The organism is Ruegeria sp. BG9 (genome assembly GCF_056538305.1).
The window spans coordinates 295,740-317,982 of record NZ_JBQFSY010000007.1; the positions used below are offsets into that span (position 1 = coordinate 295,740).

Annotated in this window: 22 protein-coding genes; 8 read left to right on the forward strand and 14 right to left on the reverse strand. The window is 59.1% G+C overall.

Annotation, left to right across the window (positions count from 1 at the left end):
- Nucleotides 1–48 precede the first annotated feature (48 nt).
- The 10 genes from ACR0I8_RS14135 to ACR0I8_RS14180 form a co-directional block, all read right to left on the reverse strand.
- Nucleotides 49–1,059 carry an Ldh family oxidoreductase gene (locus ACR0I8_RS14135; RefSeq protein ID WP_480703292.1) on the reverse strand — a complete coding sequence of 337 codons (1,011 nt, stop codon included), beginning with the start codon at nucleotides 1,057–1,059 and terminating at the stop codon, nucleotides 49–51.
- 48 nt (nucleotides 1,060–1,107) lie between these two features.
- Nucleotides 1,108–2,289: a UxaA family hydrolase gene (locus ACR0I8_RS14140; RefSeq protein WP_170689173.1), complete on the reverse strand. Its 1,182-nt coding sequence runs from the start codon at nucleotides 2,287–2,289 to the stop codon at nucleotides 1,108–1,110.
- A gap of 12 nt (nucleotides 2,290–2,301) precedes the next feature.
- On the reverse strand, nucleotides 2,302–2,592 hold the full coding sequence (locus ACR0I8_RS14145; RefSeq protein WP_170378184.1) for a UxaA family hydrolase: 291 nt from the start codon (nucleotides 2,590–2,592) through the stop codon (nucleotides 2,302–2,304).
- An 11-nt stretch (nucleotides 2,593–2,603) separates the two neighbouring features.
- Entirely contained in the window at nucleotides 2,604–3,584 is a 981-nt protein-coding gene (locus ACR0I8_RS14150) for an alcohol dehydrogenase catalytic domain-containing protein (protein ID WP_170689174.1), read from the reverse strand.
- Nucleotides 3,581–4,303 carry an SDR family NAD(P)-dependent oxidoreductase gene (locus ACR0I8_RS14155; protein ID WP_480703293.1) on the reverse strand — a complete coding sequence of 241 codons (723 nt, stop codon included), beginning with the start codon at nucleotides 4,301–4,303 and terminating at the stop codon, nucleotides 3,581–3,583. Before ACR0I8_RS14155 ends, ACR0I8_RS14150 begins: the two co-directional genes overlap by 4 nt.
- Before the next feature lie 41 nt (nucleotides 4,304–4,344).
- Complete coding sequence (hisD, locus tag ACR0I8_RS14160) at nucleotides 4,345–5,652, reverse strand: histidinol dehydrogenase (RefSeq protein ID WP_170689176.1); 1,308 nt, start codon at nucleotides 5,650–5,652, stop codon at nucleotides 4,345–4,347.
- 10 nt (nucleotides 5,653–5,662) lie between these two features.
- Nucleotides 5,663–6,991, reverse strand: a complete 1,329-nt coding sequence (locus tag ACR0I8_RS14165) for a TRAP transporter large permease (RefSeq protein ID WP_170378176.1) — start codon at nucleotides 6,989–6,991, stop codon at nucleotides 5,663–5,665.
- 11 nt (nucleotides 6,992–7,002) lie between these two features.
- A complete protein-coding gene (locus ACR0I8_RS14170; protein WP_170378174.1) occupies nucleotides 7,003–7,518 on the reverse strand; it encodes a TRAP transporter small permease in 516 nt (171 codons plus the stop codon).
- A 115-nt stretch (nucleotides 7,519–7,633) separates the two neighbouring features.
- Nucleotides 7,634–8,779 carry a TRAP transporter substrate-binding protein gene (locus tag ACR0I8_RS14175; protein WP_170378172.1) on the reverse strand — a complete coding sequence of 382 codons (1,146 nt, stop codon included), beginning with the start codon at nucleotides 8,777–8,779 and terminating at the stop codon, nucleotides 7,634–7,636.
- A gap of 26 nt (nucleotides 8,780–8,805) precedes the next feature.
- Entirely contained in the window at nucleotides 8,806–8,988 is a 183-nt protein-coding gene (locus tag ACR0I8_RS14180; protein WP_170467628.1) for a hypothetical protein, read from the reverse strand.
- A gap of 152 nt (nucleotides 8,989–9,140) precedes the next feature.
- Between ACR0I8_RS14180 and ACR0I8_RS14185 the strand changes: the two genes are divergently transcribed.
- Nucleotides 9,141–10,187, forward strand: a complete 1,047-nt coding sequence (locus ACR0I8_RS14185) for a LacI family DNA-binding transcriptional regulator (protein ID WP_170689177.1) — start codon at nucleotides 9,141–9,143, stop codon at nucleotides 10,185–10,187.
- A 92-nt stretch (nucleotides 10,188–10,279) separates the two neighbouring features.
- Here ACR0I8_RS14185 and ACR0I8_RS14190 read toward each other — a convergent pair whose 3' ends face one another.
- Genes ACR0I8_RS14190 through ACR0I8_RS14205 form a run of 4 tightly spaced genes read right to left on the reverse strand, consistent with a single transcriptional unit; the run spans nucleotide 10,280 to nucleotide 15,390 of the window.
- Nucleotides 10,280–11,224 carry an ABC transporter substrate-binding protein gene (locus ACR0I8_RS14190; protein WP_170689178.1) on the reverse strand — a complete coding sequence of 315 codons (945 nt, stop codon included), beginning with the start codon at nucleotides 11,222–11,224 and terminating at the stop codon, nucleotides 10,280–10,282.
- A gap of 40 nt (nucleotides 11,225–11,264) precedes the next feature.
- A complete protein-coding gene (locus ACR0I8_RS14195) occupies nucleotides 11,265–12,272 on the reverse strand; it encodes an ABC transporter permease (RefSeq protein WP_170378165.1) in 1,008 nt (335 codons plus the stop codon).
- Nucleotides 12,269–13,795, reverse strand: coding sequence for a sugar ABC transporter ATP-binding protein (locus ACR0I8_RS14200; protein WP_480703296.1), 1,527 nt, complete (start codon nucleotides 13,793–13,795; stop codon nucleotides 12,269–12,271). Before ACR0I8_RS14200 ends, ACR0I8_RS14195 begins: the two co-directional genes overlap by 4 nt.
- 41 nt (nucleotides 13,796–13,836) lie before the next feature.
- Nucleotides 13,837–15,390, reverse strand: a complete 1,554-nt coding sequence (locus ACR0I8_RS14205) for an altronate dehydratase family protein (protein WP_170689180.1) — start codon at nucleotides 15,388–15,390, stop codon at nucleotides 13,837–13,839.
- A gap of 83 nt (nucleotides 15,391–15,473) precedes the next feature.
- Between ACR0I8_RS14205 and ACR0I8_RS14210 the strand changes: the two genes are divergently transcribed.
- From ACR0I8_RS14210 to ACR0I8_RS14240, 7 genes are all read left to right on the forward strand, one after another.
- Nucleotides 15,474–16,211 carry a GntR family transcriptional regulator gene (locus ACR0I8_RS14210; protein ID WP_480703298.1) on the forward strand — a complete coding sequence of 246 codons (738 nt, stop codon included), beginning with the start codon at nucleotides 15,474–15,476 and terminating at the stop codon, nucleotides 16,209–16,211.
- Nucleotides 16,208–17,260 (forward strand): aldo/keto reductase, encoded by a 1,053-nt coding sequence (locus ACR0I8_RS14215; RefSeq protein ID WP_170689181.1) that lies wholly within the window; start codon nucleotides 16,208–16,210, stop codon nucleotides 17,258–17,260. Before ACR0I8_RS14210 ends, ACR0I8_RS14215 begins: the two co-directional genes overlap by 4 nt.
- Nucleotides 17,250–17,678: an RbsD/FucU domain-containing protein gene (locus ACR0I8_RS14220; RefSeq protein WP_170689182.1), complete on the forward strand. Its 429-nt coding sequence runs from the start codon at nucleotides 17,250–17,252 to the stop codon at nucleotides 17,676–17,678. Before ACR0I8_RS14215 ends, ACR0I8_RS14220 begins: the two co-directional genes overlap by 11 nt.
- Nucleotides 17,675–18,505, forward strand: coding sequence for an amidohydrolase family protein (locus tag ACR0I8_RS14225; protein WP_170689183.1), 831 nt, complete (start codon nucleotides 17,675–17,677; stop codon nucleotides 18,503–18,505). The genes ACR0I8_RS14220 and ACR0I8_RS14225 overlap by 4 nt, the downstream gene beginning before the upstream one ends.
- A gap of 1 nt (nucleotide 18,506) precedes the next feature.
- Nucleotides 18,507–19,619, forward strand: coding sequence for a fumarylacetoacetate hydrolase family protein (locus tag ACR0I8_RS14230; protein ID WP_170689184.1), 1,113 nt, complete (start codon nucleotides 18,507–18,509; stop codon nucleotides 19,617–19,619).
- A gap of 12 nt (nucleotides 19,620–19,631) precedes the next feature.
- Nucleotides 19,632–21,134, forward strand: coding sequence for an aldehyde dehydrogenase (NADP(+)) (locus ACR0I8_RS14235; RefSeq protein WP_170689185.1), 1,503 nt, complete (start codon nucleotides 19,632–19,634; stop codon nucleotides 21,132–21,134).
- Nucleotides 21,135–21,236: 102 nt separating this feature from the next.
- Nucleotides 21,237–22,079, forward strand: coding sequence for a fumarylacetoacetate hydrolase family protein (locus ACR0I8_RS14240; RefSeq protein WP_170689186.1), 843 nt, complete (start codon nucleotides 21,237–21,239; stop codon nucleotides 22,077–22,079).
- The last annotated feature ends 164 nt before the right edge of the window (nucleotides 22,080–22,243 follow it).

Sequence of the window (22,243 nt, forward strand, 5' to 3'; positions counted from 1 at the left end):
GGGGCGTTTGTGGCGTCAGTGCTGAGGGACATGGTCATATTGGCGGCCTCAGACATTTGCGCGCGCGAGTTCGCGAGCCAGATCAAGATATTGACAGGGAACCGCTATGCCGTGCGCCTGCGCGCGGCTGATCGAGTTTGCCCGCCGATCCCCCGGAAGCCGTGCGCCTTCGAGGCTTTCGATGGCCGTTAGCACCATTTCGAGACGATCCGTGAAGGCGCCCAGATTGTTTGGGCTCATAGCAATCAGGAACTGCCCGGACCCCGGAGAAGGCCCCGCTGCGTCGAAAAACGAAGCCACGCCCAAGCTGGGGTTTGCATCGGTGAAAACCGACGCGAGAACCTCGACCATCAAGGCGAGGACGGTTCCCTTTGCCCCTCCGGCTGGGGCCATGGAACCAGCCAATGCGGCGGCTGGGTCGGTCGTGGGCTTGCCGTCTTTGTCAAAGGCCCAGTCCGGCGGGATGGGTTTGCCTGTTTTCTTGGCATGCATGACCTTGCCGCGCGCAACATGCGAAAGCGCCAGGTCAATCACCAGTGGTGGTGCATCGCGTCGCGGGGCTGCAAAGGCGATGGGGTTGGTGCCAAAAACCGGGATCGCGGCGCCCCAAGGGGCGATTGCCGGAGGGGCGTTGGCAAACATCAAGCCCACAAGGCCCTCTGCGGCGAGTTTTTCGACCTGCACCGACAACGCCCCCGCATGATGTGAGTTTTTGACCGACATCGTTGCCGTGCCGTATGAACGCGCCACGCTTATGCCTTGTGAGATGGCATGATCCAGCGCCGGGTACGCAAAACCGAAATCGGCGTCAGTGGAGATCGCAGTTTGACTGGTCAGGCGAGAAGTAATGTTTGCGTCCCGGTTTATCTTCCCGCTACGCACCTGCGCGACATAGTCCCCGCGGCGCGAAAACCCGTGACCCGCCTGGCCTTCGGCTTCTGCCGCCACCAGCGCATTGGCGACGGACTCAGAGTGTTCCTTAGAAACCCCCTGAGCCATCAATGCACCCGAAATGAGGGCCTTGGCCTCGGAAAGGCTGATGTTTTCCATATGTGCCATGGTTTTGTCTTTGGGTGGGGCGGCACCTTGGCGCCGCCCCTGCCAGATCTAGGCGCTGCGATAAAGCTTGGTCATCGAGAATTCGCGATGGCCAAGTGCTTCGGCGGCTGTGTTGCGGCCATTGGCTGTGCGGCGGATCATGTCGATCAGTGCATCGCCCGCTTCGTCAATGGTCTGTTCCCGACGCAGGATGCCCGACACGTCGACGTCCACGTGCTCGCCCATCGTACGCACGGTCCGAGGGTTCGCGGTGATCTTGATAACCGGAACAATCGGGTTGCCAACCACATTGCCTTGACCCGTAGGGAAGGTGTGGATGACTGCGCCACCGGCCGCCATCAGGGTCACGCATTCTGCCGCGGCCGAGGAGCTGTCCATGAAGTACAGCCCCGCGCCCGAGCTTGGCGCTTCGGCGGCATCGAGGATGTCTATATATTGCGAGGTCCGACCGATCTTTTCGAGATTGCCCAGGGCTTTTTCCTCAATCGTGGTCAGGCCGCCTTCGATGTTGCCTTTGGTCGGCTGAGAGTCCGACAGGTCGTCGGTCTGATGCGCAAAGATCACGTCGTCCTGATAGGCTTTCCACATCTTGTACCAACGCTCACCCACTTCTTCGTTGATTGCGCGTTTCTGGCAGATGTGCTCAGCGCCCGTAATCTCTGAAGTCTCACCGAAAAAGCCAGTGATGCCCTCAGGCAGCAGCTTGTCGTACATATTGCCAACCGTCGGGCAGGAACCCAAACCAGTGGTGGTGTCGGACTCACCGCATTTGGTCGAGATCCAAAGTTCGTTCAGCGCGCACTCTTCGCGCTGGTATTCCGAGGTCAGATGCACGAATTCTTTCGCGGCCCAGCTGGCCTGACGGATGGTTTCAAAGTCCCCTTTCTGCTCGATCGAGAATTCAGCGACCGGTTTGCCAGTTTCGCGAATGCCATCGGCAATCCGTTTGGTCCAACCGGGCTCAATGCCGATCACGACAACAGCGGCCACATTAGGGTTCGCCCCGGTGCCAATCATGGTCCGGAAGTGCAGCTCCAGATCCGCGCCAAACTGCAAGCGGCCATAGGCATGCGGGATTGCCAGTGTGCCTTTGACGTTATTGGCAACGGCTTCGCACGCCGCGTTCGAGATATCGTCAACCGGCAGGATAATCACGTGGTTTCGAACACCAACACGGCCATTCTCACGACGGTAAGCATGCACAGACATATTTTTGAAATCGAGTGCCATGAAGAGGACTCCTTACCAGCGCTTCGTTTTGCAGTTGTGGGTGTGGACGTGGCCACCCTTGGGAATGTCCGCGATGATCTTGCCGATGTCCTCGCCGTATTTGATCGCGGTATCACCGTCCTTGAAGTCTTTCAGCGCGATCTTGTGGCCAATTGGCACATCAGCGCCCGATGTCAGGCGGAAGGTCGAATTGTCATGGGTTACGCAGACCAGCATATCGGTGCCGGCCGTCAGGCCCTCGACCACGACAACACCGACATTGTCGGCATGTTCGTGGACGAGCAAGTGGGGGATTTCAGCCATTTGTAGTCTCCTCAGGCGTCAGGTTTTAGAATGATTTTCGGGGCCGCGACTCGCCCTGCCAGAATGTCCTCGAAGGCATGCGCGCCATCTGACAACGGGCGGCTTTCCACCCAGTCCAGTGCGCCCAGCCTGCCCTCGAACATGGCGGCGGCGGTGTCGCGAAAGTCTTGCGCGGTATAGGTGTAGGTGCCGATAAAGGTGATCTCTTGCAGGGTCATGCGACGCACATCCAGACCGCCTGTGTCTTCACCCAGGCCGATATGCAGAACCACACCTCCCGGCTTGGCAGCTGCAGAAGCAGCCGCCCTTGTTGCCGCAAATCCGACAGCGTCGACAACAACAGGGAACTCGCCCTGAACCTCCTTGGCGACTTGCATCCCGCAGGTGGAGGAGAGGTATTCTCGGCGGATGTCATTTCTCTCGACGATTATAACTTCCTCAAAGTCCATCGCTTGCAGGGACAAAGCGGCGGCCACTCCAATTGCGCCACCACCAATGACAAGCGCGTGGCGAGGTTCCGATGGATGCAGCGCCTCAACGCCAAGTCGGGCCGCATGCCAGCCGACGGCGATGGGTTCGGCCAGTGCTGCCTTGGCCAGTGAAACATCGTCAGGAACCGTGACCAAATTGGCTTCGGGGATGCGTACAAGCTCAGCGAAAGCGCCCTCGCGCGGGGGCATCGAGATGATCTGCCGCGTCGGACACAGGTTTTCACGTCCGGAAACACAGGCCGGACATGCACCGCAATTGACCAGAGGGTTGATCGTCACACGCTCACCTGCGCGAGGTCCGCCAACGATGGTGCCAGCCGCTTCGTGCCCAAGGATAAGAGGGGCCGGGCGACGGTTGTCGTGACCCAGATAGGCATGCATGTCCGAGCCACAGATGCCCACGCTTTCCACCCGGATCAGCGCCTCGCCCAGCTGTGGGGTTGGGTCCCTGGTCTCTTCGTAAGACAGGGCTTTAACTTCTGTATAAACAAGAGCTTTCATTTGGCGGTGAACCCTCCATCCAGCATCAGGATTTGGCCGGTCACGTAGCGAGAGGCTTCTGAACACAGAAAGAGCAGAGGCCCATCGAGATCTCCGAGCGCCCCGTTGCGGCCAATGCAAGTTTGAGCTGCGTTACGTTCGGCCCGTTCGGGATCAGCAAAGACCGCCGCAGTCAGTTCGGTCTCAAAAAAGCCCGGACCAATTGCATTCACATTGATCCCCGCAGACGACCACGCTTCGGCCATGGCGCGGGTCATTTGGGCCACGCCGCCCTTTGACGCCCCATAGGGCAGCCCGTTTGGAAAGGCCCGAAAGGATTGCAGCGACGTAAAATTGAGGATCCGTCCCCAGCCTTTTGCCTTCATGGCCGGGACGAAAGCCTGGCTCAGGAAGAACGGGGCGGACAAGTTGACTGCGAGGGTCGCGTTCCAAATGTCTGGTAACAGGTCCTCGGCTGGCAGTCTGGGGTTCAGGCCCGCAGCATGAACAAGAATATCTGGCGCGCCGAACGGAGCCGCCATTTCGCGCACAAGCTCCGGTTGTTTTTCAAGATCGGCCACATCGCCGGCGACGACGGCAACGTTTCTGCCCATCTCATTGGCCCAGCTTGCCAAGGCGTCGGCGCGGCGGGCAACGCCCACCACCTTTGCGCCAGAGTTTGCCAAGATTGTTGCCGCTTGTTGTCCGAGGCCAGAACTGGCCCCGGTCACAACGGCCACGCGGCCACCAACGCTGAATAATCGAGAGGAAGACAAGTGTTCTAGCCTTGCGCCGTCAGGTTGAATTCTTCGTCCGGGAAGTATTTTTTCAGGCGGATGTCAGCCGTGCGCGCGTGGCCTTCCATGCCTTCGAGGCGCGCAATCCGCGCGGTCGCTTCAGCGACGGGCTTGGCACCTTCGCGGGTCGCGCGCTGCCAGGTCACGATTTTCATGTACTTGTGCACACTCAGGCCACCTGTGTAGCTGGCCGCCCCAGAGGTCGGCAGGACGTGGTTTGTTCCTGCCGCCTTGTCGCCAAATGCCACGGTGGTTTCTTCGCCCAAAAACAACGAGCCATAGCAGCTGAGGCGATCCAACCACCACTCCAGATCCTCCGCCTGAACCGTCAGGTGTTCGGGTGCATAAGCATCGGATGTTGCGGCCATTTCCTCACGGTCCGCGCAAAGGATGACCTCTGCGTAATCGCGCCAGGCGGCGGTGGCATTGTCGCGGTTCACTTCTGGCAGATCGGCAATCAGCTCTGGCACCAGCCGCATGACCTCTTCAGCCAGCGCGCGGTCATCGGTGACCAGCCAAACCGGCGAGTTATAACCATGCTCGGCCTGACCCACGAGATCGGCTGCAACCACCATCGGATCGGCTGTATTGTCGGCCAGGATCAGGCTGTCGGTCGGGCCGGCAATCATGTCGATGCCGACACGGCCGAACAGCATCCGCTTCGCCTCAGCCACGAACTGGTTTCCCGGACCTACGAGAATATTGGCCTTGGGCAAGCCAAACAGGCCAAACGTCATCGCCGCAACGCCCTGAACACCGCCCATGGCCAAGATTTTGTCTGCACCACAGATATGCGCCGCATAGATGATGGCAGGCGCGATACCCACATCAGGACGTGGCGGCGAGCAAGCGACGATGTGCTTGCACCCAGCGACTTTCGCCGTTGTGACGGTCATGATCGCGCTTGCGATGTGGCTATACCGCCCGCCGGGCACATAGCAGCCTGCAGCATCCACCGGGATCGCCTTCTGACCGGCGATAAAGCCCGGGACGACCTCAGTTTCAAAGTCTTTGACCGTGCCCAACTGCGCCTCAGCGAACTTCTTGACATTGGCGTGGCTGAACTGGATGTCCTGCTTCAGCTTTTCGGGCACAAGGGCCGACGCAGCCTCAATGGCCTCAGGCGACAACAGAATTTCGCCATCGTAGTTGTCGAACTTCCGGGCGTAGGCCATGGCTGCCTCATCCCCGCCGGCCTCGATTTCATCAAGAATGTCGCGGACGATTTTCTTGGTTTCCGAAGCATCGCTTTTCGAGGTCAGCGTCGCTTTTTTGAGATATTCTCTCGGCATTGATTGCTTCCTATTTGTAAATATCTGGCAGAAGAACGGTCGAGATCGTCGGCACGTAAGCGATGAACAGGGTGACGATCAGCATGAACAGGACGAACGGAATGGCGCGATAAGCGATCTTCAGGATCGACTCGCCCGTTATCCCTGCGACCACGAAAAGGTTCAGCCCCAAGGGTGGCGTGATAAAACCAACGCCCAAAGCTGTGATCATCATGATGCAGAACTGGATCTCGTTCATGCCGATGTCATCTGCCAGAGGCTTAAGGATCGGCGCGAGGATCACGATGTTCGGCGTCGTCTCCATCACGCAGCCCGCTGCGATCAGGATGCCGACCATCATCAGGATAAGGACAAGCGGTTCGTCACTGACAGAGGTGGCGGCTGCCACAAAGCCTTGCGGGACGCCAATGATGGCCAGTGCTTCGGCCAAGGGAGCCGAAAAGGCGATGATCGGCAGAATGACCCCGTTCACCTTGGCTGAACTAACCAGCATCGCTGGAAAATCGCTCAGGCTCAGAGTGCGCAGGATGAACCCCATGACGATCGTCACCACCACGGCTGTAGCGCCTGCTTCGGTCGGCGTTAGTCGACCCGAAAAGATGCCGTAGAAGATGATGCCGGGCACCAGGAAGGCATACCAACCTGACTTCAGGGCTTTGCCTAGCCGCGAGAAGTATTCTCCCATGCTGATGTTGCCGCCACCTTCCCAGCCCTTGAGGCGGTTCATGATGATGTTGGTGGCAAGAATGGACAGAAGGATCGCGATGCCGGGGATCAGAGCGGCCAGGAACAGTGTCGAGGCAGAAATGCCCAGAACAAGGCCGATGATGATATAGGCGATCGATGGCGGGATCAGGATGCCGGTACAGGCACCCGCCGCAACAAGTGCACAGGCATAAGGCCGGGGGTAGCCGGATTCGACCAGTCGGTCGATCGTCATACGGCCAACAGCTGCTGCCCCTGCCGCGTCTGAGCCCGAGATCGCGGCGAACATACCGCAGACAAGCACCGTGGCTGATCCAAAGCCGCCCTTGGCGAATTGTGTTAGAGCCTCAGCCACATCAAGAAATTTTCGACTGAGCCCGGTTCTGACGAGGACGTCACCCGTTAAGATAAACAGCGGCACAGCCGTCAGCGCGAAAAAGTCGATGCCAGAGAACAGCTTTTCCCCGACGAGGCTCAAAGGCAGAGCCCCTGACCAGACAAGCATCAGGATCGCGGCCGAACCGATGGCGGCCCAGACGGGAACAGCAAGTGCGACAAGGACGACGAACAGGATGACCGGGCCATAAAAATCCCAGCCGAGGACAACGGATTGATCGAGTTGGTTCCAAAGCATGTCCAGCCCCCTCAGTCGAACAGTTTGTCACCTTCGTAAACGGGGCGACCCGCACGAAGGTCCGCGATGTCGCGGAGGATGGATTGGAAGAGGCGCAGCAGAACCAGTGCGAAACCGATTGGAACGGCCATCAGGAACCAGACACGGCTGATGCGCAGACCGTCTGTCACAGATCCAAATTTTGCGGAAACGTGGACTGTTTCATACGAATAATAGAGCGCCACGACCGACACGGCGACCATCACAAAATCCCCAAAGAGATACAGCAACGCCTTAATCCGAGGGCTGACATAGTGCATGATCACGTCAATGCGGATATGGCCACGCTCACGAACCGCAGCGGCAGCGCCGATCCAGGCGAGGTAGATGAACGAGTATCGGACGATTTCCTCGCCCCAGATCGAGGAATAGGACAACAACTCGCGCCGAAGCACTTCGATGAACATCGTCGCCACCAGCATCGTGTAGAACACGAGCAGCAGCCAGCGCTCGGCATTCCGGTTCAGTTCTTGCAGTATTCTTTGCATGCAATCCTCCCGTTCACCGGCACCTCAAAGGCAGCCGGCAGCCGGATTTCCAAGTTGTCGTCAGATTTGTGGGGCGGCCAGTAACTATGCCGCCCCTGAAACGCGACGAGGCGAATCAAGCATCGTGGACGTAGTAGCGCCCTTTCGTGCCAGCCGCTTCTTCCAGCTTGGCAAAGTTGTCCATGGAACCGGCCAGCTCGACCTTGAACTCGTCCCAATCGGACAGTTGGTACCCACCAGCGGCTTTCCATTCCGCCAGCTGATCCTCGCTGAGGCTGTGGAACTCAACACCTGCTTTGCGCAGTTCCGCCATTGCGTAGGTGCGTGCAGATGGAACCTTGGCCAGATTCTGATGCGAGGTCAGTTCGCCCGCGAACTCGATGCCTTCCTGAACATCTGCGGGTAGCGAGTTGAACCATTCCAGATTCATCGAGTAAATCTGGCTGTCCGGCACCGCCTGTGTAAAGGTGACATGGCTCAGGATGTCCTTGAAACCAAACACAAAGAGCGCGCCAACAGACGGGTCAAGAGCATCCGCAACGCCCTGCTTGATCGCCGAAGGCGTTTCGCCCCAGGCCACCGGCGTCGGGTTCGCGCCGACCATGCGATAGTACTGCTGCAGCATCTTCGAGCCGGGCACGCGGAACTTGACCCCCGCCATGTCGCCTGGCGTGATCACGGCGTTTCCGCCCTTGCGCACAGCCACAACGCGCGGGTCGATATTGATGTAGAAAAGCGCCTTGAAACCTGCGGCTTCGATCTTGGGGTGTACTTCGGCTTTCCACGCATCTGAGGTCACTAGGTTGGTGAAGCGCTGGTTCGAGCCACAGAAATAGGGCATGTTGATCAGGTCAGCCGCGCTCGCATAGGGCGCGAAGTTCGACAGGGAATGCTGTGCGCATTGGATAGTGCCAGCCTGCACCGCCTGCACCAAGGCACCACCTGCCCCGAGCTGACCACCCGGTGCCAGCTTGACATAGACCTTGCCATTGGTGGCGTTCTGGATGTTTTCCTTCAGGTCCAGCTGCATGATCGGATAGCTGCGCGACGCACCCAAGACATACGCTGTCGCAAGGGTCATCGTGAATTCCGCTGCATCCTCGCGCTCACGCTCTTCCTTGGCGGTCTGTGCCGCGGCCTCGCTGGACCACAAGGTCCCCGCAGCGCCTGCAACCAGAGCTGCGGTGAAGCTACCGCTTCCTGCCAGCTTCAAGAAGTTCCGGCGTGAAGCCGAAGTCAATTCCTGCTTTTCACGATCCATGTTTTCCTCCCTATGGGTCATGTCATTTATTGTTTTTTTGATTGTGCGGCCGCCTCTTTCCTTAGCGTGACGACAACGAATGCGAGCGATGCCGCGAACAGCAACACCATTTCTCCTACGTCGCCCAGGAATTGGCCGTAGCCAAATGCGCCCGCGACGACGTTGATCAGGAACGCCAGAAAAAGCGCAATGGCCGCGAATATGAACATTGCCAAATCCCCTCCTCTCCGATTCGAAGCCACTGTAAGCGCTTACATTTTGCATTGCAAGCGCTTACACTGTATCTAGACGGGCACGCCAGTTGACCCCACATTCCGAAGGGCGCAAATGGAGCGCCAAAGCCACGAGTGTATTCAGGTAGATGACGAAGGCACCATTTCCAGACGAGCCAAGCCGGACGTCACCGACGCTGGAAGACGTTGCGCAGCGTGCAGGCGTTTCGACGGCCACGGTGTCAAGGTGCCTCAACAATCCTATAATGGTGTCCGAGAAAACCCGCGAAAGGGTTCTAAGCGCAGTCAAAACACTTGGCTACACACCGAATTTCGGGGCTCAGGCCCTTGCCGCCAAACGCACCAGAACTTTTGGCGCGATTATCCCGACGATGGAAAACGCCATCTTCGCACGTGGCCTCCAAGCTTTTCAGGAAGAGCTTCAGAGGCATGGCATAACCCTGCTCGTCGCCAGCTCTTCATATAATCCTGAGCTTGAAGAAGAGCAGATCCGTAGCCTCGTGGCACGCGGTGCGGATGCGCTGTTGCTGATTGGCTTTGACCGGACCCCACAGGTTTACGATTTCCTGAAGAAACAACGGATCCCGTGTGTAGTCGCCTGGGTCTACGATCCTGACCAAACGCACCTGTCCATCGGGTTCGACAACCGAAGCGCGATGCAGTCGCTGACCGAGCAGGTACTTGACCTGGGACATCGCGCCATTGCCTTTGTCACTGCAGAGCGGGACGGCAACGACAGGGCTCGGCTCCGCTGTGAGGGCGTAGAACAAGCGATGCTGTCTCGGAACCTTGATGTCGGCAACCTGCACGTGATCGAAACTCCCTATTCGATCGACAACGGAGCGCGCGCCCTTGAGGCGGCGATGGAATTGGACCCGAGGCCGACTGCGATCCTGTGCGGCAACGATGTGCTTGCCGCCGGAGCGCTCAGGCAGGCCCGGAAAATGGGTCTTCAAGTGCCTCGGGATGTCTCCATCACCGGGTTTGATGACATCGAAATAGCAGAGATCGTAACTCCGGCCCTGACAACGGTTCATGTTCCGCATCGAAACATGGGCAAAGGCGCCGCCCGTATGCTGGTCGCTTTGCGCAAAGGTGAGGATGCGGGGTCAAGTATTCAGCTTGAAGCCACGACAAAGATACGCGAGTCACTTGGGCCTGCACCCCAGGCCTAGGACACATGGCCACTAGTTGACCCGAGCTACCTCTAAAGCATCCGGCCCACCCAGTAAGGGCAGGCCGGACAGGTTATTGTGAGTGGATGGTCTTAGTCGTACAGAACGGCCGAGATTTTCGGGTCGTCGATATTCGAGGCATCGTAGTAGTAGAAGCCCGTGTCGATCAGGGTCGGTACTTCTTCACCGTTCAGGGCCGAAACGGCAGCTTTGACGGTTTCATAGCCGATACCAACGGGGTTCTGCGTGATCGCACCAGCCATCAGACCGCTTTTGATCGCGTCTTTCTGCGCCTTGCCGCTGTCATAGCCAATGATGACCAGACCTTCGGTGCCCAGTTCCTGAACGCCATTCACAACACCAATGGCCGAGCCCTCGTTGGTGCCGAAGATACCATTCAGATCCGGGTTTGCCGTTAGAATTGCCTTGGTGACCTCGGTCGATTTCAGGTGATCGCCCTGACCGTATTGAACGGTAACGACTTCGATGTCCGGGTATTTCTCGGCGATACGGTTTACAAACCCGTCGCGGCGGTCGATCCCTGTGCGGCTGGTCTGGTCATGCGCGACAACGGCAACCTTGCCCTTACCGCCAATCTTCTCGGCCATCTTGTCCGCTGCCAGACCGGCCGCTGCAAGGTTGTCTGTAGTTGCGGTCGAAAGCGGGATGTCGCTGTCGACGCCGCTGTCGAAGGCAATGATCGGGATGCCTTTGTCATTGGCCTGTTTCAGCAGCGGGATCGCCGCTTGGCTGTCCAGCGCGGCAAAGCCGATGGCTTTGGGATTGTTGGCCAGGGCCGCCGCCAGCATGTCAATCTGACGGTCCACCATGGTTTCATTGTCAGGGCCTTCGAAGGTGATGGTGACGTCAAACTCATCCGCTGCCTGCTCGGCCCCGGACTTCACCGCCTGCCAGAACTGGTGCTGGAAGCCTTTGGACACCAGCGGGATATAGATTTCTTCGGCAGCCGCCATCGAGGCGGGACCTGCCAGGGTGGCCGCACTCAGCGCCCCCAGAATGAAACGACGTGAAAACATGTTTTCTCCTCCACAGTTGGTCGTTTTGTCGTTAGTTTATTCAGCCGGATTTCTTGCGCCGTGCCATGTCGGCATAGACGGCCAGAATGATGATTGCGCCGGTGACAACCGTCTGCCACTCCTGCGCGACGGACAGGACCCGCAGCCCGTTGGTCAGCACCGCCATGATCAAGGCGCCGATCAAGGTGCCAAGGATCGTGCCGCGACCGCCCGAGAGCGATGTGCCGCCGATGACAACCGCCGCGATGGCCTCCAGCTCGTACCCAAGGCCCAAAGCAGGCTGCGCCGAGTTCAGACGCGAGGCGATCAGGATGCCGCCGATGCCGCAGATCGCTCCGGCCAGTGCGTAGATGCGGATCTTCCACATATCGGTGTTGACGCCCGACAGGCGTACGGCCTCTTCGTTCGACCCCAACGCAAAAGTATAGCGGCCCAGAACGGTACGGCTCAGGATATACGAGGCGGCGATCGCAACGATAAACAGGATCAGCACGCCATTGGGGATGGGCAGCGCTGGGAAAACCTCTCCGATCAGCGACCCGCGCGAGATTTGGTCAAAGCCCGGCGTGTCGTTGAAGTAGATCGGTCGCGTCCCCGAGATTACCAGCGAGAGCCCCTTGAGGATCAGCATCATGCCGAGTGTGGCGATGAAGGGCGGGATTTTCATCTTGGCGACGAAGGTCCCCGAACACAGGCCACAGAATGCACCCGCCGCGATTGCGGCCGCGACACCCAATAGCAACGGCATGCCCAGATAGGTCAGCACCACCCCCGCGATCACCGCGCAGAAGGTCATCAATGTGCCCACCGACAGATCAATGCCGCCGGTGATGATCACCAAAGTCGCGGCCACCGCCAGCACCCCGTTGACCGAGGTCGCCTGCAAAATTGCAATCATGTTCGAGGTTTGCATGAAGTTCGGCGACGCGATCGAAAAGCCGATCAGCAACGCGATCAAGCTCGCGAAGGCCAGCATTTTCTGGTAGGCGCCGCTTTCCGACAAACCCCCGAGGGGTTTTTTCTTGTCGATATCCGTAGCTGTGGTCATTGAATTGTCCCCGTTACCTGCATCGCCGCAGCGCGTTGCGTGGCAAGATGCATGATGTCTTCTTGTGTGGTGTCTTTTCCGCCGGGCAGAATGCCGGTCAGCCGGCCTTCGCACATCACGGCGATGCGGTGGCTGAGGCGCATGATCTCGGGCAATTCGGACGAGATCACGATGATCGTCTTGCCCTGCTCAGCCAGCTCCTCGAGCAGTTTGTAGATTTCGGATTTTGCACCGACGTCTATGCCCCGTGTGGGTTCATCGAAGATCAGGATATCGCAATCGCGCAGCAGCCATTTGGCGATGACCACCTTTTGCTGATTACCGCCGGACAGCAGCCGAACCTCTTGCACATCTGATGGCGTCCGAATGCCCAGCTGCGCGATGTAGCCTTTGGCGGTGGTGCTGATTTCACTGTCGTTCAGAACGCCGCCTGCGCTTGTGAAAAGATCCATCGAGGCCAGCGCGATATTGTCCCGCACATTCATCCCCGTGGCGAGGCCAAAATGCTTGCGGTCCTCAGATAGATACCCGATCCCGGCCTTCACCGCGTCGGTGGGCGACTTGATCGAGACCACCTGACCATGCACCCGAATTTCACCGGCATCTTTTGGGTCGGCACCAAAGATGGCCCGCGCGACCTCGGTCCGGCCAGCGCCCATCAGACCAGCAAAGCCCAGTATCTCGCCTTTCTGAACTGAAAAGCTGACATCGTGGATTTCTTTGCTGCGGGTCAGGCCCGAAACCTGAAGCGAAACCTCGGCATCACCCAGATCGGGCACGTCCAGAGGTTCCTCATTCACCTCACGCCCCACCATCATTGCGATGATCTGGCTGATCGGGGTCTCTGCAGCACCCACCGTACCCACATATTCCCCGTCGCGCATGACCGTGACCCGATCCGAGATCTGCTTCAGCTCATCCATTTTGTGGCTTATATAAACGATACCCACACCCTCAGACTTGAGGCGGCGGATGATCACGAACAACTCGGCGATCTCGGCGTCATTCAGGGCGGCAGTCGGCTCGTCCATGATCAGAGCTTTCGACCGGAAGGACAAAGCCTTGGCGATCTCGACCATCTGCTGTTTTGCAATGGTGAGGCTGCCGACCAGCGCCTTGGGGTCGAGGTTCAGGTTCATCGAGGCGAAGATCTCGGCCGTTTGCGCATTCAGCGCGGCTTCGTCCAGACGACCAAAGCTTTTGCGCGGTTCGCGTCCGATGAAGATATTCTGCGCGACGGTCAGGTCATTCATCAGGCTCAGTTCCTGATGGATGATGCCAATGCCCAGATCCTGCGCCTCGCGCGGGGTGGTTGGGCTAACGGATTTCCCCTCGATCACAAGATCGCCGCCGTCACGCTGATAGATCCCGGACAGGATCTTCATCAGCGTGCTTTTCCCGGCACCGTTCTCGCCCATCAGCGCGTGAACTTCACCCGGAAACAGATCGAATTGCACGGATTTCAGCGCATGCACACCGGGAAAGTGCTTATCAATCCCCGTCATGTCGACCAGTTTCGTCATTTCTCCTCCCATTCTGCCCCTCTCCCCAAGGGCGGTGCGGCTTACATCACCGCGCCGATTTGCCAGGGGACGAACTCCACGCCCCCAAAGCCAAGTTCTTCACTTTTGGTTTTCTCGCCCGAGGCAACACGGATCAGAATTTCGAACAGCTCTTCGCCTTTGGCTTCGATGCTGACGCCATCGGTGACGATGTCGCCACAGTTCAGATCCATGTCGTCTGCCATCCGGGCATACATTTCCGAGTTGGTCGCCAATTTGATGCAGGGTGTTGGCTGATAACCCGACACCGAACCACGCCCGGTGGTGAACACGATCAGGTTCGCGCCTGAGGCCACCTGCCCTGTAACCGAGCATGGATCAAATCCGGGGCTGTCCATGAAGACGAACCCGTGTTTTTCCACCTTCTCGCCGAACTTATAAACATCGCGCAGCGGTGCCGTGCCGCCTTTGGCGACAGCGCCCAGCGACTTCTCCAGAATGGTCGTCAGCCCGCCGCGCTTGTTGCCGGGGCTTGGGTTGTTGTCCATCTCGCCGCCATTGCGCTCGGTGTAGTCTTCCCACCAGTGGATACGCTCTATGAGCTTTTCGCCCACTTCGATGGTCTCGGCGCGGCGGGTCAAAAGATGTTCGGCCCCGTAGATCTCGGACGTCTCGGACAGGATCGTTGTGCCGCCCCGGCGCACCAAAAGGTCGGATGCATATCCAAGGGCTGGATTGGCCGTGATCCCGGAATACCCGTCCGATCCACCGCATTGCATTCCAACCGTGATTGCACTGATGGGAGCGGGCGCGCGCTCGGCTTGATTGGCCAGTTCGGCTATTCCCCGCAGCTCATCCAAACCGCGTTCGATTGTGCGGCGTGTACCACCCTCGTTCTGGATGGTCATGTAACGCAACGCGCCGTCTGACCGGATCGGGCGTCCTCCGACAAGGTCTGCGACCTGCATGACCTCGCAGCCCAAACCAATCAGCAGGATACCCCCGAAATTCGGGTGCTGAGCGTAACCGGCCAATGTTCGGAACAAGGTGGCATAGCCTTCATCCTTGCCGGACATGCCGCAGCCCGTGCCATGCACAATCGGCACCACCCCGTCGACATTGGGGAAATAGTCCAGCAGCCCGGACTTCTCGGCTGCCTCGGCAATGAACCTTGCAACCGAGCCCGAGCAATTCACGCTGGTCAAGATACCGACATAGTTACGGGTCCCTACCCGCCCATCGGCACGATGATACCCGTCAAACGTCCGATCTGCGGGCAGCGTCGGCAGCGGAGCATTGGCACTGGCATGCGCATAGTCCTGTTGATGCGCGCCCATCCCCAGATTGTGGACATGGATGTGATCCCCCGGTGCAATGTCGCTTTTGGCCTGACCGATGATCTGGCCATAACGGATGACATTTTCGCCAGCCCGAATCGGCATCTTCGCGATCTTGTGCCCGCGGGCCACGTGCGAGGTCAGAGGTGTCGGCACATGTGACGGCTGCTCGCCCGCCTGCAAGTCACGCAGGGCAATAACAATATTGTCATCAGGGTTAAGCTGAACGACGTCCCGCGCCGCCTTTTCCAGAACATTTATGCCGTCTTGTGCTTGCATCACTTCCCCGCTTGCTTGGCCCATGTTGCTAAGTGTTAGATCTTCTCTTGTCAACTAACATGTTAGAATGTTAAAACCTAACTATGAACAAGCTCCAAGATATTGATGCCTCTCTCCTGCCCGAGATTACGACCACCGAAGGATCGCTGGCTCAGCGGGTTCACCACTCTTTGAAAACGGCGATTCTGGCGCTGGACTTTCCACCAGGCGCGAATCTTCGGAAGGCCCCGGTTTGCGAGCGTTTAGGCGTGTCACGCGCGCCTGTTGCGGACGCCATCGCCCGGCTTGCATCTGAAGGTTTGGTGGATGTGGTCCCGCAATCGGGGACGCGTGTGTCCTATTTCTCGATGGAGGAAATCCGCGAAGGCGCCTTTCTCCGTGAAGCGCTCGAACTGGCAACCGTCGCCAAAGTAACGCGGGACCTGACCGAAGATCAGCGCAAACGCCTCAGCCGCAATATGCGCCTGCAAGAGCTTTTGATCGAAGATGATGATATTCCCGGCTTCTATCAGGCTGACGAAGAGTTTCACGGCATGCTGATGGACTTCACCGGCTTCCGTCACCTCGCCAACGTTGCGCAGAATGTTTCTCTGCAGGTGAGCCGGGCGCGGATGCTGTTGTTGCCGACCCCCGGCCGGATTGCGGAAACACTGGCGGAACACAAAGCCATTTTTGACGCAATTTGCAGCCGCGACGAACAGACCGCTCAGGACGCCATGCGTGCCCACTTGGGGCAGTTGATGCCGCGTATCGAGGAACTCAAGCAGCAAAAACCCCACCTTTTCAACCTCACCCAACAGTCGCATAGCGAGGCAGGATGACCGTTTCACAGACAGAATTGCTCAATAACCGCACTGCGCGGCCCGTTCTGCTGACCCGGATGGGATTTGGCGGTGCCCCGCTGGGAAACCTGTACCGCAAAGTGTCGGATGAAGACGCGCAGGCCGCGCTTCAGGCCGCCTATGATGCGGGTATCCGTTTCTTTGACACCGCACCGCAATACGGGCTTGGGCGGTCCGAGCGTCGCTTTGGCGAGGCGATTGCTCGCTTTGGACGCGAGAACATCCAGCTGTCCACCAAGATCGGGCGTCTGCTGCTGGATTGCGAACCCCATGAGGTCACGCCCGAAGCATTTGTGGACGTTCCGCAAAAACGGATCGTGTTCGACTATACCTATGACGGGGTGATGCGCTCTTACGAGGCCAGCCGTGAACGCATCGGGGTCGCAAATGCCGACATCCTTCTTGTGCATGACGTCTGCGTGTTCAGCCAGGGCAGTCAGGAAATGTCCGACGCCAAGGTGCGTGAGCTGTTCGACGGTGGCGGCTACAAGGCACTGGTTGAGCTGCGCGACGCCGGAGAGATTGCCGCCATCGGCGCAGGTGTTAACGAATGGCAGGTGTGTGAAAAGCTGCTGGGTCTGGGTGATTTCGACGGCTTTCTGCTGGCCGGTCGCTACACGTTGCTTGAGCAAGAAGCATTGGACAGCTTCCTGCCCCTCTGTGAAAAGCGCGACGTGGGAATCATTCTGGGTGGGCCCTACAATTCCGGCATCCTCGCAACCGGAGCCGTGCCGGGTGCAAAATACAACTACGCTGATGCGCCCGAGGAGATACTGGCGCGCGTCCGTAAGTTCGAGGCCGTTTGCGCCGCGCATGACACCCCTCTGATCGCGGCGGCCCTGCAATTTGTTCTGGGCCATCCGTGCGTCAAAACAGTCGTGCCGGGTGCCGTCAGCGCAGCCGAGGTGCAATCCAACGTGGCCCTGCTAGAGCGGGAAGTGCCCCCGGGCCTCTGGTCTGATCTGCGCTCCGAGGGGCTGATCCGACCGGATGCACCGCTTCCGAGTGAGGCCGCTGATGCTGCGTAACATCGACCCCATTCTGTCGCCCAGCCTGCTACATGCGCTCAGAGCCATGGGACACGGTGATGAAATCGTGATCGCGGATGCGAATTTTCCCGGCACAAGCACCGGCCCGGAATGTATCCGGGCGGATGGCTCAACCGCCAGTGAAGTGCTGCGGGCTGTGCTGTCCGTGATGCCTCTGGATACATTTGTGACCGACCCGGCCCTGACCATGCAGGTGGTCGGTGATCCGGACGTAATTCCCGAAGCCGTCGCCGATTTTCAGGACATCATCGACGCGACAGCGGACAACCCGGCCAAGGTACGGGGGCTTGAGCGGTTCGCATTCTACGAACGAGCGGCCAACGCATTTGCCATCGTTCAAACGGGTGAGCGTAGGCTCTATGGCAATATCATCCTGAAAAAGGGCGTTGTCGCATGAGGATTGACGCGCATCAGCACTTCTGGACCTTGGCGCGGGGGGACTATGGCTGGCTGACGCCTGACTTGGACGTGATCTACCGCGATTTTACCCCCAATGATCTCGCCCCGATGCTGAAAGACGCAGGCATTGAAGGCACCGTGCTGGTGCAGGCGGCACCGACAGAGGCCGAGACGGAATATATGCTGTCCCTGGCCGATGAGACCCCATTTATCAAAGGTGTTGTGGGTTGGGTCGATTTCGAAGCCTCGGATGCGGCTACCCAGATCGCTGCGTTGGATGCGCACCCGGCGCTGATTGGGCTTCGTCCCATGATTCAGGATATTGCCGACCCGCTCTGGATGCTCGGCGACGCTCTGACCCCCGCTTTTACCGAACTTATTGCGCGGGGTCTGACGTTCGACGCATTGACCTTGCCGCAGCATCTGGGACCGCTCAGAAATCTACTGGCCCGTCATCCGGACATGAAGGTCGTCATTGATCACGGCTCCAAGCCGCTGATCCGGGACGCACTACTCGAGGGGTGGGCCGAGGATATGGCAGCGCTAGCCAGTGAGACCAACGCATGGTGCAAACTGTCCGGCCTTGTCACCGAAGCCGCATCCGATTGGACGGTCGATGATCTGCGCCCTTATGTGGACCACCTGTTGAACACTTTCGGCCCGTCGCGCTTGATCTGGGGCAGCGACTGGCCGGTTTGCACCTTGGCCAGCAGTTTTGAACGCTGGCTGGAAACTACGGACCTTTTGCTGTGCCAACTAAGCAGTTCCGAACGAGATGCCGTCATGGGTGGCAACGCCGCGCGGGCCTATAACCTCAGGGATTGATATGACTCTACCAAATCTGGACTCCAACGGCCTGTGGCTCGGACGTATTGAGCGCGCTGGGGTCGGCCCCTGCATTGTGACCCTGCGAAATGGCCGCGTGGTCGATATCACATCGAAAACTGCGCCAACCGTTCGGGATATTCTCGAGCGGGACGATGCAGCGGACTACGTCCGTACAGCGCGAGGCGAAGACCTTGGACCGTTTGACGCGGATCATCAGTGGCTCGCTCCGTGTGACTTGCAAGCGGTCAAGGCTTGCGGCGTCACATTCGCCGGTTCAATGGTCGAGCGCGTGATCGAGGAACAGGCCGCAGGCGACCCAGCCAAAGCCGAGGCGATACGGTCGCGCATCGGCGCGCGGATTGGCGACAGCCTGTCCAATATCACGCCCGGCTCGGATGAGGCCGCAAAGGTCAAAGAGGCGCTGATCGAAGAAGGACTCTGGAGCCAGTACCTGGAGGTCGGGATTGGTCCAGATGCCGAAGTATTCTCCAAAGCGCAGGTTTTGTCTTCGGTCGGCTCGGATGCGGATATCGGGCTGCACCCGATTTCCACCTGGAACAACCCAGAACCCGAGGTGGTTCTGGCCGTAACCTCACGCGGCGAAATCAAGGGCGCGACCTTGGGCAACGATGTGAACCTGCGCGATGTCGAGGGGCGCTCGGCCCTGTTGCTCAGCAAGGCCAAGGACAACAACGCCTCATGCTCGATCGGGCCGATGATCCGGCTCTTCGACGATGGCTTCACCCTCGATGACGTGCGCAAGGCCGAGTTGACGCTGACTGTCACCGGGCCCGATGGGTTTGTTCTGAACGGCGCGTCTTCGATGTCCCAGATCAGCCGCGATCCGGCGGATCTTGTGAAACAGACAATCGGGCGGCACCACCAATATCCGGACGGGCTGATGCTGTTTTTGGGCACGCTCTTTGCCCCAACCCAGGACCGCGACACACCCGGAGGCGGCTTCACTCATAAATTGGGCGATATCGTCACCATCGCCAACGGCCAGCTTGGGGCACTGACAAACACGGTGCGCCTGTCCACGGAATGCCCTGAATGGACCTTCGGGGCCTCACATCTGATGCGAAACCTCGCCCAACGGGGCCTGCTTTAAGAAAGAACCAACATGTTAACCGGAAAACACCTAATCGCTGGCGAATGGGTCGGCGCAGACGCCACTTTCGCATCGGAACCTGCCCATGGTCCCAGCCATGACTTTGCAGTGGGCACGCCCGCGCTGGTTGACCGTGCCGTAGACGCTGCCGAGGAGGCCTTTGCCTCATTCGGATGGTCAACCCGGGCCGAGCGCGCCGAGTTGCTGCGCAAGATCGCGGATGAGATTGACGCACGCGGCGAAGCGATCACTGAAATCGGAACGCAAGAAACCGGCCTGCCCGAGGCCCGTTTGCAGGGCGAACGTGGCCGTACCGTCGGGCAGCTGCGCCTGTTCGCCGATCACATTGTGGCGGGCGATTATCTGGACATGCGCCACGATCCGGCCATGCCCGATCGCGCACCCCTGCCCCGCCCCGACCTGCGCATGATCCAGCGCCCGCTCGGGCCTGTGGCTGTGTTCGGCGCGTCCAACTTCCCGCTCGCTTTCTCGGTCGCGGGGGGCGATACGGCGGCCGCGTTGGCCGCAGGTTGCCCCGTCGTGGTCAAGGGCCATTCGGCGCATCCGGGTACGGGTGAGATCGTCGCGCAGGCCATTGATGCTGCTATCAAGGCGACAGGCGTCAATCCCGGTGTGTTCTCTTTGGTGCAAGGCGGCAAGCGGGATGTGGGAACGCGACTGGTGCAGCATCCTCTTATCCGGGCGGTTGGATTTACTGGCAGCCTTGCTGGAGGTCGCGCCCTGTTCGATATATGTGCGCAACGCGACGAACCAATCCCGTTCTTCGGTGAGCTGGGCTCGGTCAATCCAATGTTCATCCTGCCGCAAGCCGCCGCCGCGCGCGGGGCCGAGATAGGGGCCGGCTGGTCTGGCTCATTGACCATGGGAGCTGGGCAGTTCTGCACCAATCCCGGCATCGCGGTTATCATTGACGGCCCCGAGGCAGATGCATTCCAGTCCGCCGCCGAGGCGGGCCTGTCCGCCGTAGCCGAGCAAACCATGCTGACCGATGGCATCGCCGACGCCTACCGTCAGGGGGTTTCGCGTGTCGCAGCGGGCACCGGAGTCACTCAAATCATGGGCACCAGCTGCGCGACGCGTGATGCGGCGCCCTACCTGTTCACGGTGTCCGGCGATGACTGGTTGGCGGATCACAAACTGCAAGAGGAGGTCTTTGGCCCGCTCGGCATCGTCGTCCGCGTCCGCGACACAGCTCAGATGCAGCAAATTGCACGCGCCATCGAAGGCCAGCTGACCTGCACCTTGCATTTGGACCCCGACGACAAGCCCGACGCACGAGCGTTGCTGCCACTGCTGGAGCGTAAAGCCGGGCGCTTGCTGGCCAACAGCTTCCCCACGGGGGTCGAGGTCTGCGACAGCATGGTTCATGGCGGCCCCTACCCGGCATCGACGAATTTCGGCGCGACATCGGTTGGCACTCTGTCGATCCGTCGTTTCCTGCGGCCAGTCTGCTACCAGGACATTCCCACTGATCTGCTTCCCGAGGGTGTTTAACACCGCCGGATGCGCCTTGCGGGCGTTGTCAGCAGAGATACCACCGAAAAGCCGCTTGCCCTTAACGGCGGCTTAACGATCCAAGCAACGAAGGAACTCGATATGAAACTGCTCCGCTATGGCCCGAAGGGTGCTGAGAAACCTGGGCTGCTGGATGCCGAAGGTACGATCCGCGATCTCTCGGGGGAAGTTAACGACATTTCGGGCGAGGCGCTGGGAGATGAAACGCTTACACGGTTGCGTGCGTTGGATCCCTCTACCCTTCAAAAAGTCGAAGGCACCCCCCGAATTGGCGCCTGCATCGGTCAGGTGGGAAAGTTCATCTGCATCGGTCTGAATTACGCCGATCACGCCGCCGAAAGCGGTATGGAACTGCCGCAAGAGCCGGTGATTTTCTTCAAAGCCACCTCAGCGATCAATGGCCCGGACGATACCGTCGAAATTCCGCGCGGCTCGGTTAAAACCGATTGGGAGGTCGAACTGGGCGTCGTCATCGGGAAAAAGGCCAAATATATTTCGGAAGAAGAAGCGCTGGATCATGTGGCTGGATATTGCGTCGTCAACGACCTGTCCGAGCGCGACTTTCAACTGCACCGCTCGGGGCAGTGGGTCAAAGGCAAGTCCGCCGACACGTTTGGCCCCATCGGTCCTTGGTTAGTGACACGCGACGAGGTGCCCGACCCGCAGAACCTGCCGATGTATCTTGAGGTGAACGGGCATCGCTATCAGGACGGCTCGACCAGAACAATGCATTTCGGTGTTGCGATGGTGATCTCGCACCTGTCGCAATTTATGTCACTGCAACCGGGCGATGTGATCTCGACCGGGACGCCTCCGGGCGTTGGGATGGGGCAAAACCCGCAGACCTACCTCAAGCCGGGCGACCGCATAGAGCTTGGGATTGATGGATTGGGTGTGCAACGGCAGAGTGTCGTCGCCGGATAACCGATAGCGCCGTTTCTATTAGAGAGCACGGTATCAACGAAAAGCGCCGCCCTTGTTTTGGGCGGCGCTTGGGTTGTTTGTGTTTTGGTGGGTTTATTCTGCGGCCTGTGGTGCCTCGGCGTGTTTGTCACGCTGGCTGTCGCGGAACAGTGCCTTGGCGAGGG